Origin of the sequence: Pseudomonas sp. URIL14HWK12:I5 (assembly GCF_900176445.1) — a bacterium.
GTDB lineage: Bacteria > Pseudomonadota > Gammaproteobacteria > Pseudomonadales > Pseudomonadaceae > Aquipseudomonas > Aquipseudomonas monteilii.
In genome coordinates, this window is sequence record NZ_FWXQ01000004.1 from 20,708 (window position 1) to 38,695 (window position 17,988).

Annotated in this window: 6 protein-coding genes; 4 read left to right on the forward strand and 2 right to left on the reverse strand. The window is 66.4% G+C overall.

What is annotated here, in order from left to right; genetic code table 11:
* Positions 1 to 44: 44 nt before the first annotated feature.
* Complete coding sequence (locus B9A31_RS10545; RefSeq protein ID WP_174244678.1) at positions 45 to 626, reverse strand: nucleotidyltransferase family protein; 582 nt, start codon at positions 624 to 626, stop codon at positions 45 to 47.
* A 219-nt stretch (positions 627 to 845) separates the two neighbouring features.
* Between B9A31_RS10545 and dsbD the strand changes: the two genes are divergently transcribed.
* From dsbD to dsbG, 3 genes are read left to right on the forward strand one after another with little or no spacing between them, the layout of a single operon-like run.
* The gene (gene dsbD, locus B9A31_RS10550) at positions 846 to 2,558 is read left to right on the forward strand and encodes a protein-disulfide reductase DsbD (protein WP_016711684.1); all 1,713 of its coding nucleotides are present in this window, start codon (positions 846 to 848) and stop codon (positions 2,556 to 2,558) included.
* On the forward strand, positions 2,558 to 3,394 hold the full coding sequence (locus B9A31_RS10555) for a TlpA disulfide reductase family protein (protein WP_016711685.1): 837 nt from the start codon (positions 2,558 to 2,560) through the stop codon (positions 3,392 to 3,394). The genes dsbD and B9A31_RS10555 overlap by 1 nt, the downstream gene beginning before the upstream one ends.
* A 1-nt stretch (position 3,395) precedes the next feature.
* Positions 3,396 to 4,154, forward strand: a complete 759-nt coding sequence (gene dsbG, locus B9A31_RS10560) for a thiol:disulfide interchange protein DsbG (protein WP_016711686.1) — start codon at positions 3,396 to 3,398, stop codon at positions 4,152 to 4,154.
* 60 nt (positions 4,155 to 4,214) lie between these two features.
* Here the strand turns inward: dsbG and B9A31_RS10565 are convergent, their stop codons facing one another.
* Positions 4,215 to 17,168, reverse strand: coding sequence for a non-ribosomal peptide synthetase (locus B9A31_RS10565; RefSeq protein ID WP_084296985.1), 12,954 nt, complete (start codon positions 17,166 to 17,168; stop codon positions 4,215 to 4,217).
* A gap of 271 nt (positions 17,169 to 17,439) precedes the next feature.
* Here B9A31_RS10565 and B9A31_RS10570 point away from each other — a divergent pair, with 271 nt between their 5' ends.
* The gene (locus B9A31_RS10570) at positions 17,440 to 17,970 is read left to right on the forward strand and encodes an RNA polymerase factor sigma-70 (protein ID WP_016711688.1); all 531 of its coding nucleotides are present in this window, start codon (positions 17,440 to 17,442) and stop codon (positions 17,968 to 17,970) included.
* Positions 17,971 to 17,988: the final 18 nt, after the last annotated feature.

Genomic DNA, 17,988 nt, shown 5'->3' on the forward strand with positions numbered 1-17,988 from the left:
TGGAGCTCCCGGAGTGGTATGGCTGGCATTGCACCTTGGGCGGATTAAGGTGGGATTATGAACCAAGCGAGGCCCAGCGGCGTGTCGACATCCAGCAATACCCCCGCATCTTCCAGCTCGACCACCACACAGCTACCCCGGTGAGCATGCACCACCGAGCGTGCCCCTTCATCGCCATGCAGTTGCCCCAGCGCCGGCCAGAACTCCCGCCCGAAGATCACCGGGTGCCCCTGCTGCCCTGCATGGCGTGGCAGCACGATACGGGACGCATGGGCGGCCTCGACCAGCCGGCCCAGGGTTGCCGGCTCGATCCATGGCATGTCACCCAGCAAAATCGCTACCGCCTGTGCCTGGCTGTCGTGAAGCGACCGTGCCCCGACAGCCAGGCTATGCCCCATACCGGACGCGGCATCTGGGCTGCCGATTACCCGGCAACCGGCAGGTAACCCGAAATCCTCCCCGCGCTCCCCCTCACGCAAGACCACACGCACCTCGTCGAACACCGCCCTGGCTCGCGCCACACTGTGCGCCAGCAGGCTGCGGCCATCGGCCAGGGTCGCCCGGCGCTTGTCGGAACCGAAGCGCGTGCTGCTGCCAGCCGCCAACACCAGCGCGATCACACTCACAGCGCCACCTTCTGGCGCTTGCCAAACCACTGCAGCGCCCGGCATACCACCTGTCGTTCACAATGCTGCACGTTTGCTCCGCCTTCAGTTCGACGAATCGCAGAGATTCAAGACCGACATACAGGGGGCCACAATTCGTATCCGTTGAAAAGGGGTTAACCTTGAGTTAATCGACTCCAGCCAGCATGGCCCCATTCCTGGATCTGCCAAGGCGAAGACATGCGCGTTTTCCTGCTCTTCCTGACACTGTTGCTGGCCGGCCCCTTGCAGGCCAACCCGTTCGACGTCAAACCTGACTTTCTACCGGTCAACCAAGCCTTCGTGCTCACCCACGACCGCCAGGCCGACGGCCAGATGCGCCTGTACTTCCAGATCAAGCCGGGCTACTACCTGTACCAGAAGCGCCTGAAGTTCGACGGCCTGCCCGCCGACCAGCACCCGCAGCTGCCGCCGGCGCTCAACCACCATGACGAGTTCTTTGGTGACAGCGCGGTATACCGCGACCAGCTTGAGCTGCTGCTGCCCGCCAATGCCCAGGGACAACTACGCCTGGGCTGGCAAGGCTGTGCCGACGCCGGCCTGTGCTACCCGCCGCAAACCACGCAAATCGACCTGGGTGGCAGTGTGGCGCCTGTCGCCGAGCAAGCCGGCGACCAGGCACTGGCCAGCGGCCTGCAACAGGGCCACCTGGCCTGGAGCCTGCTGGCGTTCTTCGGCCTTGGCCTGCTGCTGGCCTTTACCCCCTGCTCGCTGCCAATGCTGCCGATTCTGGCCGGGCTGGTGCTGGGCAACGGCGCCAGCGCCCGCCGCGGCTGGCTGCTGGCCGGGGTGTATGTGCTAAGCATGGCGCTGGTGTACGCCGCCCTGGGCGTGGTCGCCGCGCTGCTGGGTGCCAGCCTGCAAGCCTGGCTGCAGCAACCCTGGCTGCTGGGCAGCCTGGCAGTGTTGTTCGTGCTGCTGGCCCTGCCAATGTTCGGCGCCTTCGAACTGCAACTGCCCGCCGCCCTGCGCGACCGCCTGGACCGCGCCGGGCAAGGCACCCGTGGCGGCAACCTGTATGGCGCCGCACTGCTGGGGGCGTTGTCCGGCCTGCTGCTTGGCCCGTGCATGACCGCGCCACTGGCCGGTGCGCTGCTGTACATCGCCCAGAGCGGCGACGTGTTGCAAGGCGCGCTGGTGCTGTTCAGCCTTGGCCTGGGCATGGGCGTACCGCTGCTGTTGCTGGTGACCCTGGGCAACCGCTACCTGCCGCGTCCGGGCGCCTGGATGGAGCGGGTCAAGGGCGTGTTCGGCTTCGTGTTCCTGGCCATGGCGCTGTACACCCTGCGCAGCCTGCTGCCCGCCACCCTGCTGCTGGCGCTGAGTGGCGCCTGGCTGATCGCCCTGGCCTGGGCCAGCTGGCCGGCCTTGCAGCGCCAGCCAGCATTGCGCGCCGTGCCACTGCTGGGCGCCCTGTGGGGCGGCCTGTTGCTGGTAGGCGCAGCAGCCGGCGGCGACGACCTCTGGCAACCCCTGCGCCCGTTCGCTGGGGGCGCCACGCCGGCCGCCGCCCAGCAAGCCGAAGACCGTTTCGTGACGGTGAGCCGCCCTGAAGACCTGCAACGTGAACTGGATGCGGCAAAGGCCCGTGGCCAGTGGGTGATGCTCGACTACTACGCCGACTGGTGCGTGTCGTGCAAGGTCATGGAAAAGCAGGTGTTCGCCCGCAGCGACGTGCAGGCCGGCCTGGCCGGTGTGCACCTGCTGCGCCTGGACGTGACCGCCGACAGCCCGGCCAGCAAAGCCTTGCTGCAGCGCTACCAGGTACCCGGTCCGCCCAGCATCATCTGGATCGGCCCGGAAGGCGACGAACGCCGCGCGCGGCGCATCACGGGTGAAGTGGACGCCGCCACGTTCCAGCAGCACTGGGCCCAGACCAGGAGCCAAGGCTGATGCTGACCGTAACCCTCGGGCCACTGACCATGGCCCTCAACCACCTGCTGATGCTCGCCGCCCTGGGGATCGCCAGCGTGGTCGGCTGGTTTGTCGCCCGGCGTGGCGGCGAAAGCCCCGAGTCGGCACTGTTCAACCTGTTCCTGATCGGTGTGCTGGCTGCCCGCGCAGGCTTCGTGCTGGCCTACTGGCCGATGTACCGCGATGAGCCGTTGCAGATCATCGACATTCGCGACGGCGGCTTCCTGTTCTGGTCGGGCCTGGCCGGTATCGTCCTCGCAGCCCTGTGGCAGGGCTGGCGCCAACCGGGCCTGCGTCGCCCGCTGGGTTGGGCGCTGTTCAGTGGTGCGTTGTTCTGGGGCCTGGCCAGCCTGGGCGGGCACCTGTACAGCAAAGGCACCGAGCTGCCGGAACTGAGCCTGCGCAACGCTGGCGGCCAATCCGTCGCCTTGCACAGCTACCGTGGCAAGCCGCTGGTGATCAACATCTGGGCCACCTGGTGCCCGCCCTGCCGCAGGGAAATGCCGGTGCTGCAACAGGCGCAAAGCGACTATCCGCATGTGACCTTCCTGTTCGTCAACCAGGGCGAAACCCCGGAAAACGTCAGCACCTTCCTTGCCACCACCGGCCTGAGCCTGACCCATGTGCTGTTCGACGGCACCGGCCTGCTGGCCCAGCGCGTCGGCTCCATGGCCCTGCCCACCACCCTGTTCTACGACGCCGACGGGCGGCTGGTCGGCAGCCACCTGGGCGAGCTGTCCCGGGCCAGCCTGCGCCACGCCCTGGAGCCTTTCGACCGGGCCACCGCGCCCGCCCCTGCCGCACAAGGAAACTGACATGCGACTGACTGCACTGCTGCCCCTGTCCCTGGCCCTGCTGGCCGCCCCCGCCTTGCAGGCCGAAGAGCTGCCCAAGGCCGTTCAGCAACTGCAAGCCAAGGGCGCCGTGATCAAAGGCAGCTTCGACGCGCCCAACGGCCTGCGCGGTTACGCCGCCGAGTACCAGAACAACGCCCTGGCCCTGTACCTCACCCCCGACGGCAAGCATGTGCTGGTCGGCAGCCTGTTCGACGAACAAGGCAAGGACCTGAGCGCCGAACCGCTGGAAAAGCTGGTGTATGCGCCGATGAGCAAGGAAATCTGGGCGAAGATGGAGAAAACCGCGTGGATTGCCGACGGCAAGGCCGATGCGCCACGCAAGGTGTACCTGTTCAGCGACCCGAACTGCCCGTACTGCAATATGTTCTGGGAACAGGCACGGCCATGGGTGGAATCGGGCAAGGTGCAGTTGCGCCATATCATGGTCGGCATCATCCGCGAGGACAGCCCGGGCAAATCGGCAGCCCTGCTGGCGGCGAAAGACCCGGCCAAGGCATTGCAAGCGCATGAAAAAGCCGGCAAGGCCAGCAAGCTGAAGGCACTGGAGCAGGTGCCGGAGGCCGTGCAGCAGAAGCTGGCGGCGAACATGGCGTTGATGGAAGAGATGGGTTTGCAAGCAACCCCGGCGATTTTCTATCAGGATGAACAGGGCAACTTGCAGAGCCAGCAAGGGGCACCTCGGCCGGAGATGCTGGGCAAAATTCTCGGCAAGCGCTGAAATACGGGTTGCCTGTGCCGGCCTCTTCGCGGGTTTACCCGCGAGGAGGCCAGTGCAGGTTTACAACCCTTCCAGCTCGGCCATCAGGTCACTGAGCCGGTCGACCTTGTCGTCATCCAGCGCACTGCCCTGCAACCCCTGCACATACTCGGCCAGCTCCTCCACCGTGCTGCACTCGAACATCGCCCGCAGTGGCACGTTCAGTTGCAGCTGTTTCTGCACCCGCGAAGCGATCTGCGTGGCCAGCAACGAATGCCCGCCCAACTCGAAGAAGTTGTCGCGCACCCCCACCCGCTCGGTCTTGAGCACATCGGCCCAGATACCGGCCAACACTTCCTCCAGCTCGTTGCGCGGCGCCTGATAGGCCTGGCTGTGCTGGCCGCCGATGTCGATGGCCGGCAACGCCTTGCGGTCGAGCTTGCCATTGGCGTTGTGCGGCAGGTGGTCGAACCAGCCCCAGTGCAGCGGCACCATGTATTCCGGCAACTCGGCACGCAGGCGTTGCTTCACCTGCTCCAGCAGCCCGGCGTCAGCGGCGATACCCTGGTGGGCCACCAGGTAACCGACCAGATGCTTGCCATTGACGCCTTCCTGCACGCCCACCGCAGCGTCGCGGATTTCCGCCTGTTCGTGCAGGCGCGCTTCGATTTCGCCCAGCTCGATGCGGTAACCGCGGATCTTCACCTGGTGGTCGATGCGCCCGACGTACTCCAGCAATCCGTCCGGGCGCTGCCGCGCCAGATCGCCGGTGCGGTACAGGCGCTCGCCCGGCGCTCCGTAAGGATGAGGAATGAACGCCAAGGCCGTGCGTACCGGGTCGCCGACATAGCCACGGCCCACACCGGTACCCGCCACGCAAAGCTCGCCCACCGCACCCAGCGGCACCAGCGCCTGGTCTTCACCAAACAGGTACAGTCGGTTGTTGTCGGTCGGTGTGCCGATCGGCAGGTAGCTGCCTTGGGTCGACGCAGCATCGACACGGAAGAACGCCACATCATCGGAGCATTCTGCCGGCCCGTAGGCATTGACCAGGCCGATATGCGGGTAGCGTTGCAGCCACTGCGCCGCCAGCTCCGGTGGCATGGCTTCGCCGGTCGGCAGCATCCAGCGCAGGCCATCGAGGGCCTGGTGGTCGTTGGCCAGCATGCCTTGAATCAGCGATGGCACGCTTTCCAGCACAGTGATGCCGGTAGCCTGCACATGTGCCAGCAGGCCCTGCGGGTCATGGGCGATGCCGTTCGGCACAATCTCCACCTTGGCCCCGAACAACGGTGCGGCGAGGAACTGCCACACCGAAATGTCGAAGCTTTGCGAGGCAGTCTGGGCGATCACGTCCTGCTCGCTCAGCGCCAGGTACGGCACCTTGCTCAGCTGGTTGTTGAGCATGCCGCGCTGCTCCACCATCACCCCTTTTGGCAGGCCGGTGGAGCCTGAGGTGTAGATCACATAGGCCAGGTTGTCCGGGCCACTGTGAATGCCTGGGTTATGGCTGGCAACCTGACTCGCCTGGATGTCTTCCCACACCAGCAACTGTGGCCGTACCGCAGCCTCCAGTTCGCCCAGCAGTTGCCGACCTTGCTCGGCACAGGCCGCGCTGCACACCAGCACCGGGGTACGGCTGAGCTGGATGATGCTTTGCAGGCGCGCCGCCGGCAGGCCCGGGTCCAGTGGCAGGTAGCCCGCACCGGCCTTGAAGCTGCCAACGATCATGCCCAGCAGCGGCAAGCCGCGCTCGGCCAGCAGCGCCACCGGTTGGTCCACGCTCACACCCGCTGCGATCAGGGCGTGGCCCAGGCGGTTGGCTGCCAGGTTCAGCCCGGCATAGTCGTAGGACGCTTCCAGGCAGCGGGCCACGGTACGTTCCGGGTGCGCGGCCACCTGTGCTTCGAACAGCGCAATGTAACTGTGCTCCAGCGGGTAGTCGCGGTCGGTGCGGTTGGAGTCTTCCAGCAGGAAGCGCTGTTCTTCTACCCCCAGCAGCGGCAGTTCGCTTACCTCACCCTCGAAGCCTTGCACCAGCGCCAGCAGTAGGCGCTTGAACTCGGCCAGCAGGCGCTCGACGGTCGGGAAGTCGAAGTAGCGCTGGTCGAACGACAGGTGCAGGCCAAGGTCGTCGCCCGGGTAGCACACCGCCGTCAGCGGGAAGTTGGTGTGGGTACGGCCCGAATCGGAACTGGCATTCAGGTGCTGGGCATGGTCGAGCACGACGGTTTCCACCGGGGCGTTCTCGAACACGAACAGGCTGTCGAACAGCGGCTGGCCTTTGGGCAGCTCGCTGCACTCCTGAATCGCCACCAGCGGCAGGTATTCGTACTCGCGCAGCTCCATGTTGCTTTGCAGCAGGCCTTGCAGCCACTGGCGCACACTGCGGCGCTCACCGGCTTCCGGCAACTGCACGCGCAAGGCAACGCTGTTGATGAACAGGCCGACGGTGCGCTGCATCTGCGGCATGCTCACCGGGCGCCCGGCCACGGTCACGCCAAAGGCCACATCGCGGTCGCCGCTGTAACGCGCCAGCACCAAGGCCCAGGCCGCCTGGGCGAAGGTGTTGACGGTGAGCTGGTGGGCCTGGGCCAGTTCGCGCAGGCGCACGCCATCACTGGCGTCAAGGCGGGTGTAGCAATCGCCCACCACCATCCCGCTGCCGGCGTGGTCATGGCGCAGCGGGCGGTCACTCGGGATGGCAGTGGCGCGCTCGAAACCGGCCAGGTTCGCCTGCCACCAGGCGCGTGCATCGTCCAGGCCCTGGCGTTGCAGCCAGCCGATGTAGTCGCGGTAACGTGGCGGCACCGGCAGTTGGGCCTGACGGCCTTCGCCAAGGGCCTGGTACACCTCGAAGAAGTCGTTCATCAACAGCGAGCGGCACCAGGCATCGATCAGGATGTGGTGGTTGCTCATCATGAACCAGTAGCGCTCGTCGGCCACGCGCACCAGGCGCAGGTGGAACGGCGCCTCGCTGAGCAGGGCGAACCCGGCCTCGCGCTCCTGCTTGTGCAGGGCTTGCAGGCGCTGCTCCTGAGCGTCGTCCGCGAGGCCGCGCCAGTCTTGGTAATCCACCGCCAGGTTGCCCGGTTTGTGAATGATCTGCAGCATCGCCTCGCCGCTGTTCCAGCTGAACGATGCGCGCAACGCTTCGTGGCGCGCCACCACGGCCTGCCAGGCCTGGGCGAAACGCTCGGGGTCCAGGGCGCTGTTGATGCGGTAGCGGTCCTGCATGTAGTACAGGCCCGTGCCCGGCTCCAGCAGGGTGTGCAGCAGCATGCCTTCCTGCATTGGCGTCAGCGGGTAGACGTCTTCGATCTGTGCTGCTGGTACAGGCAGCGTGTCGATCTGCTCCTGGCTAAGGTGTGCCAGCGGGAAGTCCGACGGGGTGAAGCTGCCGTTGCCATCGGCCAGGCAATGAGCGACCAGCGCCAGCAGCTCCTGGCGGTAGGCCTCGGCCAACGTTGCGATGGTGCGTTCGTCGTAGCGTTCGGCACTGAAGGTCCAGCGCAGTTGCAAGGCACCGCCATACACCTGGCCATCGACGCTCAGCCAGTTGGGCAGCGGTGCGTCGAGGTCATGCGCCAAGCCGGCCGGGGCTTCCAGCGGCTGGAACAGCGCCGCGCTGTCGAACTGCTGGTCGAACTGGCCCAGGTAGTTGAAGGTGATGCGCGCCTGCGGCAAGGCCGCCATCTGCTCGCGCCCTTGCGGGTCGGCCAGGTAGCGCAGCACGCCGTAGCCCAGGCCTTTGTGCGGCACCTGACGCAGTTGTTCCTTGATGCGCTTGATCGAACCGGCCCGCGCCGCATCGTCCTCGCCTGGCTGTGGGCGCAGGCTGAGCGGATACGCGTTGGTGAACCAACCGACGCTACGGGTCAGGTCCATGTCTTCGAACAACCCGTCACGGCCATGGCCTTCAAGCTGCACCAGCACTTCCTCATCGCCGCTCCAGCGGCACAAGGCTCGCGCCAGCGCCGTCAGCAGCAGGTCGTTGACCTGGGTGTGGTAGGCCGCCGGGGCCTGTTGCAGCAGTTGCCGGGTCTGCTCCACATCCAGGCCGATGGCCAGGGTGTGGGCGTGGCGGTGCAGGTTGCCGCCTTGCGGGTGGTCGCACGGCAATTCGCGGCGCACGCCACCCAGCTGGCCTTGCCACCAGCCCAGTTCGTCACGCAGCGAATCGCTGCCCGCGTAGCTGGCCAGGCGCGCGGCCCAGTCGCCCATGGCGTGGGTCTTGGCCGGCAGCGGCTGGCCACGGTACAACGCCTGCAGGTCTTCCAGCAGTACCCGCCAGGACACGCCATCGACCACCAGGTGATGAATCGCCAGCAACAGGCGCTGACTGCCCTGCCCGTCACGCACCAGCAAGGCACGCAGCAGCGGGCCCTGTTGCAGGTCGAGGCTGCGCTGCAAGTCGGTGTACAGCGGCTGGCAATCGGCAAAGTCGGCGACCGTGGCGGTCCACAGCAGTTGCTCGGCGGCTGGCTGGGCGTACTCGGCCTGCCAGCGACCACGGGCCTCGCTGAAGCGCAGGCGCAAGCTGTCGTGGTGCTCGAGCAGTGCGGCCAAGGCCTGCGCCAGCGCATTCTCATCCAGCGATTGACGCGCCTCCAGCAACACCGCCTGGTTCCAGTGCTGCGGCTGCGGCACTTCGCTGTCGAAGAACCAGTGCTGGATCGGCGTCAGACCGACCTGGCCCTGGCGCTGGCCCTGCTCGATGGTGCTCACGGCTTCGCTGTGCTTCACCACCGCTGCCAAGGTCTGGATGGTCTGGTGCTGGAACAGGTCGCGCGGGGTGAATTGCAAGCCGGCCTGGCGGGCCCGGCTGACCACCTGAATCGACAGGATCGAGTCGCCGCCCAGTTCGAAGAAGTTGTCTTGCACGCCAACCTGGGCCACGTTGAGCACATCGCGCCAGATCTGCGCCAGTTGCGCCTCCACTTCGTTGCCGGGGGCCTGGTATTGCTGGCGGGCCTGTTCCAGATCGGGCAGCGGCAGGGCACGACGGTCGAGCTTGCCGTTACCCATCAGCGGCAGGCTTTCGAGCAGCACCAGGTGCGCAGGCACCATGTAGTCCGGCAGGTGCTGGCGGGCATCGGCTTTCACCGCGTTGCGCAACACGTTTTGCGCCTCGCTACCGGCAGCGGCCTGCTTGCACACCAGGTAACCCACCAGTTGCTTGCCACCGGGCAAGTCGAGGGCCAGCACCACAGCCTCGTCGACATCGGCATGCGCCTGCAGGCGGCTTTCGATTTCGCCCAACTCGATGCGGAAGCCGCGAATTTTCACCTGCTGGTCGGCACGGCCGACGTACTCCACCAGGCCATCCGTGCCCAGGCGTACCAGGTCGCCGGTGCGGTACAGGCGCCCGCCTTCGGTGTTGAACGGGTCGGCGACGAAGCGCTCGGCGCTGAGGCCCGGGCGGTCGTGGTAACCCTGGGCCAGGCCGGCACCGCCGACATACAGCTCGCCAATGCCGCCCTGTGGCAACAAGGCCAGGTCTTCGTCGAGGATGTAAGCAGTACGGCTACCAATGACGCGGCCGATCGGCACGCTGCCCAGCTCTGCCGGCAGCGTTTGTGGCGCCAGGCAGGCCAGCGGCATGACCACGGTTTCGGTTGGGCCGTAGGCGTTGAAGAACTGCTGCGGCGCAAAGGCCTGGCGAATACGCTGCAGGTGCTCGCCAGTCAGCGCTTCGCCACCGGTAATCACCAGGCGCACCGCCAGTTGTTCGCCGTGCCCGCCCAGATACTGGGCCAACTGGCTGCCATAGCTGGGGGTAAAGCCCAGAATACTTACCTGCTGATCACGTACCAGCTGGCAGATCTCTTCGGCACCCCACTGCCCCTGGGCGCGCAGCACCACGCGGGCACCGCACAGCAGCGGCACCCACAGGCGCTCGCTGGCCGCGTCGAAGTTGATCGAATAGAAATGCAGCTCGCAGTCATCGCTGCGCATGCCGAATGCGGCAATCACCGCCTGACAATGCATGGCGAATTCGCCGTGGCTGACCACCACGCCCTTGGGCTTGCCGGTAGAGCCGGAGGTGTAGATCAGGTAGGCCTGGTGCTGCGGCAGGCTGACGTTGTCGAGCGGTGCATCGCTGTAGGCCGACAGGCTGGCGGCATCGTCTTCCAGGCTCCAGCGGGCCACGCCTTCAGGCAGCTCGCCCAGGGTTTGCAGCAGCTCGCGCTGGCTGATCAGCAAGCCAATGCGGCTGTCTTCGATCATGTAGCGCAGGCGGTCGAGCGGGTACTCCGGGTCCAGCGGCACATAGGCGCCGCCCGCCTTGAGGATGGCCAGCAGGCCGACGACCATTTCCAGCGAGCGCTCTAGCGCCATGCCCACGCGTACCTGCGGACCGACACCGCGCTCACGCAAGGCGCGGGCCAGGCGGTTGGCCTGCTGGTCGAGCTCGGCGTAGGTCATGTGCTGGCCGGCGAAGGTCAGCGCACCCGCCTGTGGCGTGCGTGCCGCCTGGGCGGCGAACAGGCCATGCAACGTGTGGTCAAGGTCGAAGTCCTGCTCACCCTGCAACTGCTCCACCAACACCTGCTGCTCGGCGCTGCTCAGCATCGGCAGCTCGCACAGGCGCTGTTGCGGGTTGTCCAGCAGACCGACCAGCAGTTGTTGCCAGTGCTCGGCCATCCGCGCGATGCGTGGCTCGTCGAACAGGTCGCGGCTGTAGGTCAGGCAGCAGCCCAGGCGGCCGTCGAGGTCGGTCACCTCCAGGTACAGGTCGAACTTGGTGGCGCTGGCGTCGTTGACCAGGTAATCCACCTGCATGCCGGCCAGCGTACGGCTTTGCTGGAAGGCCCAGCGCTGCACGTTGCACATCACCTGGAACAGCGGGTTGTAGGCACTGCTGCGCGGTGGCTGCAAGGCCTCGACCAGCTGGTCGAACGGCAGGTCCTGGTGCGACTGGCCTTCGATGGCGGCCTGGCGCATCTGCTCCAGCAGTTCGCTGGCGGTCATCTGCCCGTCCAGCTCGCAACGCAGCACCTGGGTGTTGAGGAAGGCGCCAATCAGGCCTTCACTTTCCGGGCGAATGCGGTTGGCCACCGGCGCGCCAATGCGCAGGTCTCGCTGGCCGCTGTAGCGGTGCAGCAAGGCGGCCAGGGTGGCGGTCATGGTCATGAACAGGGTCAGGCCGCGCTGGCTGTTGAAGGCATGCACGCGAGCGACCAGTGCCGGGTCGAGCTCGAAGCGGTACAGCTCGCCACGGTGGCTCTGCACGGCCGGGCGCGGGCGGTCGGCGGGCAATGCCAGCACCGGGTGTTCGTCGCCCAGGCGAGCCTTCCAGTAATCCAGCTGGCGGGCCCCCTCGCCGCTTTCCAGCCACTGCCGTTGCCACACGCTGTAGTCCAGGTATTGCACCGGCAGCGGCGCCAGCGGCGAGTCGCGGTCATCGACAAAGGCCTCGTACAGTTCGCCCAGTTCGCGGGCGAAGATGTCCATGGCCCAGCCTTCGGTGACGATGTGGTGCAGGGTCAGCACGAAGAAGTGCTCACGCTCCTCGGCCTTGACCAGGCAGGCGCGCAGCAGCGGGCCACGCTCCAGGTCAAACGGCTGGTGCGCCTGGTCGTCAGCCAGTTGTTGCAGGCGTTGCCGGCGGGCATCGGCGGGCAAGGCGCTGAAGTCTTGCCAGTCCAGTTGCAGGCCGCTGTCTTCGGCCACGCACTGGTACGGCACACCGTCGATGCTGGGGAAGGTGGTGCGCAGGGTTTCGTGGCGCACGATCAGCGCCTGCAATGCACGCTCGAAGGCGTCTACATGCAGGGTGCCGCGCAGGCGCGCCATGCCGCCGACGTTGTAGGCCGGGCTGTCCGGCTCCATTTGCCAGAGGAACCACATGCGCTGCTGCGAATACGACAACGGTACGGCCTGACGGCGGTCGACACGGGCGATTTCGCTTTGCAGGTTGCGCTCGCCGGCGGCGCGGATGCGTTCGATCTCGGCACAGAACGCGCCCAGCTCGCTGGCTTCGAACAAGGCCTTGAGCGGCAGCTCGACGTCACAAGCCTGGCGGCTGCGGGAGACGATCTGGGTGGCCAGCAGCGAGTGCCCGCCCAGGGCGAAGAAGTCGTCCTGCAGGCCGACACGCGGCAGCTTCAGCACCTCACGCCAAATGGCAGCGACCTGCTGTTGCAGTTCGGTTTTTGGCTCGACGTGTTCGCGTTGCTGCCACACCGGTGCCGGCAGCGCCTTGCGGTCGACTTTACCGCTGGGGCCCAGTGGCATCTGTGCCAGCGGGATGAGTTGCGCCGGCACCATATAGGCCGGCAGTTGCTCAGCCAGCACCGCCAGCAACTCGACGGGTTGGGCACTGCCGCTGTAATAGCCGACCAGTTGCGCGCCGACGGCATCCTTGTGAATCAATACCAGTGCCTGCTCGACACCGGCCTGGGCCAACAGGCAGGCCTGTACTTCCTCAGGCTCGACACGGAAGCCGCGCACCTTCACCTGCTGGTCGAGGCGACCGAGGTACTCCAGGGCCTCAAGCTGAACCTGCCAGCGGGCGCGGTCGCCGCTACGGTACAGGCGTTCGCCATTGCCGTCGGCCTGGGGCACGAAGCGTTCGGCGGTAAGGCCGGGGCGGCCCAGATAGCCACGGGCCAGGCCTGCGCCACCGAGGTACAGCTCGCCCGGTACGCCGGGAGCCGTCAGCTCCAGCTCATCGTCCAGCACGCGGCACAGCACATTGCCCAACGGGCGGCCGATGGGCGAGCGCTCGCCATCCGCCACCTGGCAGTGCCAGTGGGTGACGTTGATGGCGGTTTCGGTCGGGCCATAGCGGTTGTGCAGTTGCACCTGCGGCAGCACTTGCAATACGCGGTCGCGCAAGGCGGCAGACAGCGCTTCGCCGCCCGAGAACACGCGGCGCAGGCTGTTGCAGGCGGCCACCTGCGGCTCCTGGACGAACACTTGCAACAGCGGCGGCACGAAGTGCAGCGTGGTCACGCCATGGGCCTGTACCAGCGCAGCGATGCGCTGCGGGTCGCGGTGCTCGCCGGGGCCGGCCAGTACCAGCTTGCAACCGGTGACCAGCGGCCAGAAGCATTCCCATACCGATACGTCGAAGCTGATTGGCGCCTTCTGCATCAATACGTCGCTGTCGTTCAGCGCGTAGGTGGTCTGCATCCATTGCAAGCGTTCGGCCAGTGCCGCATGGGTGTTGCCCACGCCTTTGGGCTGGCCGGTGGAGCCGGAGGTGTAGATCACGTAGGCCAGGTTGTCGCCGTGCAGGTGCAGGCCGGGCGCGTGGCTGGGCCAGCTGTCCAGGTGCAACTGGTCGAGGGCAATGGCGCTGACGCCGTCGACATGTGGCAGCTTGCCCAGCAGGCTGCTATGGCTCAGCAACAGGCCGGCGTTGCAGTCGGCGAGCATGTAAGCCAGGCGTTCGGCCGGGTAGTCGACATCCAGCGGCACGTAGGCGCCGCCGGCCTTGAGGATGGCCAGCAGGCCAACCAGCAACTGCGGCGAACGCTCGATGGCAATGGCTACGCAGGTGTCGGGGCCGACGCCTTTGTCACGCAGGTAATGGGCCAGGCGGTTGGCCTGCTGGTGCAGCTCGGCGTAGTCGAGGCTGCCGCCTTCCCAGGCCAGCGCTGTGCGCTGCGGGGCCAGTCGGGCCTGTTCGTTAAGCTGCTCGACCAGCAGCCGTTGCGGCGAGATGGCCGGCGCCTGGCCCCAGCTCAGCAGCTGCGCTCGGCCAGCCTCGTCCAGCAATTGCACCTCGCCCAAGGCCCGCTGTGGCGTAGCACTGACTTGCTCCAGCAGCGCCAGCAAGTGATGGGCCAGGCGTTTGACAGTGCTGACGTCGAACAGCTCGGCGGCATAGTCGAAGGCCAGGCTCAGGCGGCCCTGGTGGTCTTCTTCACTGTGCAACTGCAAGTCGAACTTGGCTTCGCGGCTGTGCCACGGCAGCTCCTCGGCCAGCAGGCCCGGCAGGCGACGCAAGGCCGACAGGTCGCGCTGCTGGTGGTTGAACATGACCTGGAACAGGCCCTGCTCGCGTGCTTCGGGCAGGGCTTCGACCAGCTGTTCGAACGGCAGGTCCTGGTTGGCCTGGGCGTCCAGGGTGGCTTGGCGCACCTGGGCCAGCAGCTGCGTGAACGGCAGGCGGCCGTCGAGCTGTGCGCGCAGCACCTGGGTATTGATGAAGAAGCCGACCATGCCTTGGGTTTCCAGGCGCGGGCGGTTGGCGTTGGGCACGCCGACGCGGATGTCGGCCTGGCCGCTGTAGCGGTGCAGCAGCGCCTGCCAGCCGGCCAGCAGGACCATGAACAGGCTGGCCTGTTGTTCGCGGGCCAGGCCCTTGAGTGCTTCGGCGAGCTTGGCCGGCACCTTGAGGTTGAAGCGTGCGGCGCTGCGCTCGCGCTGGCTGGCACGGGGGTGGTCGGTGCACAGATCTAGCGCCGGCAGGTCATCACCCAACTGTGCCTTCCAGTACTGCAATTGGCGTTCGGCTTCACCGTCGGCCAACCATTGTCGCTGCCAGCTGCCATAGTCGGCGTAACCCAGGGTCAGCGGCGCCAGGCTGGTCTCCAGGCCTTGGCAGCGGGCGGCGTACAGCTTGGCGAATTCATCCAGCAGGATGTTCAGCGACCAGCCGTCGGCGACGATGTGGTGCAGGGTCACCCACAGCTGGTGGTCTTCGTCGCCCAGCCGGGCCAGGGTCACGCGCAGCAACGGGCCTTGGGTCAGGTCGAACGGCTGACGGGCTTCGGCTTCACGCTGGGCGCTGACCTGCTCTGCGGCCTGGCCTTCGAGGTCCAGGCGGCGCAGGCTGAACGGCTGTTGCGGCAGGATACGCTGCAGGGCCTGGCCGTCTTCTTCACTGAAGACGGTACGCAGGGATTCGTGGCGTGCCACCAGCGCCTGGAAGGCAGCCTCCAGCGCGCTTTCATCCAGCTCGCCACGCAGCTGCAGGCCGGCCGGAATGTTGTAGGCTGCCGATTGTGGCTCCAACTGCCACATCAGCCACAAGCGGTTTTGCGCCAGCGACTGGGGCAAGGCGTGGCCGCGTTCCAGGGTTGCGATAGTGGCGCCTTCGGCAGCGCCCTGCGCGATGATCGACGCCACAGCGCTACTGTAATCGGCCAGCACCGGCGCTTCGAACAGGGTGCGCAGGCTCAGGTTGATACCCAGCTCATCGGCCAGTCGGGCGGTGGCCTGGGTGGCGGCGATGGAGTTGCCGCCCAGCAGCAGGAAGTGGTCGTGCGCCGCAATCGCCTCGACCTTGAGGATGTCGCGCCACACCGCAGCGATGCGTGCCTGCAGTTCATCGGCAGCAACCGCGCCTGTAGCGGCTTCGCTCACATCCGGGAAGCGGGCATAGCAGTCCAGGCTGCCATCGTCCATGCGCAGGCGGCAGGCCGAGCGCTGCAGCTTGCCACTGGAGGTCTTGGGCAGCGCGCCGGGGTTCAGCAGCAGGACCACGGCAGGGGCCTGGCGGCAGGCATCGGCGATTACCTGGCGCAGGGTCTTGATGAGGTCCTGGGGCTTGATTGCCTTTTGCACGTTGCGGCTGATCTCCACCGCCACGCCGATGCCCTCCTCGCCCTGATGCTCGACAGCGAACACGGCCACCCGGCCTTTGCGCAGTTCTTCAACTTCACGCTCGAGGGTTTTCTCCAGGTCCTGCGGGTAGAGGTTCTGCCCACGCACGATCAGCATGTCTTTCAGGCGCCCGGTGACGAACACCTCGCCCTCGCGCATAAAGCCCAGGTCGCCGGTGCGCAGCCAGGTCTGGCCGTCCATTTCAACGAAGGTGCTGGCGCTGGCTTCGGGGTTGCGCCAGTACCCCCGGGCGATGCTCGGCCCGCCAGCCCAGATTTCACCCACCTGGTTATCGCCCAGCACCTGCAGTTGCCGGGGCTCGACGATGCGCATGGCGTGCCCGGGCTGCGGGTAGCCGCAGCTCATCAGCACGCTGCCCTGGCCCGGTTGGGCACGGTTGGCGGCGAAGGCTTCGGCGTCCAGCTCCAGCGCGGCGATACCCTGGCCACGGCGGCTGCCGCTGACGAACAGGGTGGCTTCGGCCAGGCCGTAGCTGGCGAAGAAGCTCTGCGGGTCGAAGCCGCAGGCCTGGAACTTGTCGGCGAACGTCGCCAGGCTGTCCTGGCGGATCGGCTCGGAGCCGGAATAGGCCACGCGCCAGCGGCTCAGGTCGAGCCCGGCCAACGAGGCCTCGCTGACCCTTTCGCTGCACAGGCGGTAGGCGAAATCGGGGCCGCCGCTGATGGTGCCACCGTACTCGCTGATGGCCTGCAACCAGCGCAGTGGCCGGGCCAGGAAGTAGCCCGGCGACATCAGCACGCACGGCACGCCGCTGAAAATTGGCTGCAGCAGGCCACCGATCAGGCCCATGTCGTGATAGAGCGGCAGCCAGCTGACGATCACGTCGTCGGGGTTGAGGTCGATGCCGAAGCCTTGGCGGATCAACTGTTCGTTGGCCACCAGGTTGCCATGGCTGACCTGCACGCCCTTGGGCAACGCGGTGGAGCCCGAGGTGTATTGCAGGAAGGCGATGTCATCGCCCTTCAGCGTGGGCGCGCGCCAGTTCGCCGCCAGCGCCGGGTCCAGGCCGTCCACCGCCAGCAGTTCGGGGGCGTTGTGCGCCGCCAGCGCTTCCAGGCCCTGCAGGTTTTCGTGCAACGCCGTCACGGTCAACAGCAGGCGTGGTTCGGCATCGGCGATGATCGACAGCAGGCGTTCCTGGTGGTGCTGACGTGCAGACTCCGGCGGGTAGGCCGGCACCGCGATCACGCCCGCATACAGGCAGCCAAAGAACGCTGCCACATAATCCGGGCCACTGGGGAACAACAACACCGCACGGTCGCCGAAGCTGGCACGGGCCTGCAGGGCGGCGGCGATGGTGCGCGCGCGCTGGTCGAGGTCCCGATAGCTGAGCACCGCCTGCTCGCCAGGGGCGTCGGCCAGAAAGCGCAAGGCTATCTTGTCCGGGGTCTGTGCGGCGCGTTGCGCCAGAGCCTGGACCAGCGAGAGCGGGAGTTCGAAGGCGTCCGTCATGGGGTGTTCCTGCCAGTGTCTGGTTGAGTCGGGCCGGCTGCAACGCGAACGTGGCGGGCAGCAATTGGCGACCAAGGATGTACACAGGGGAACGGATGGGCGGGGGCAGAAATTAACGGGACAGAGGCGCGCGCCCTTAGAACTGAAAGATACAGATACTAATTACGTTTCGTATTTGACAATCATTATCATTCTGAATAGCTTGTCGCACGTCGTAGGAAGCTTCCCAACCTTGGGTGCCTCCTTTCCCCTCTGTGACAAGGTGATTTCCATGGCGGAACAACTATCCACAAGTAAGTGCGATTCACCATTACTGCAGGCCTTCGTCGACAACCGCAGCATCCTGGTCAAGATCGCTGCGCGCATTACCGGCTGCCGCTCGCGTGCCGAAGATGTGGTGCAGGACGCCTTCTTCCGGCTCAGCGCCGCCCCGCAGATCACATCGTCGTTCAAGGCGCAGCTCAGCTACCTGTTCCAGATCGTGCGCAACCTGGCGATCGACCATTACCGCAAGCAGGCGATGGAGCTGAAATACTCCGGCAGCGAGGAGGAAGGCCTGAATGTGGTCATCCAGAACGCCTCGCCCGAAGCCACGCACATCAACCTCGCCGCGCTGGATGACATCGCCGAGGCGCTGAACGAGCTGCCGCAGCGCACCCGCTACGCCTTCGAGATGTACCGCCTGCATGGCGTGCCGCAGAAAGACATCGCCAAGGAGCTGGGCGTGTCGCCGACACTGGTCAACTTCATGATCCGCGATGCACTGGTGCATTGCCGCAAGACGGCCAATCGCCAAGGCTGATCTTATGGGGCCGCTAAG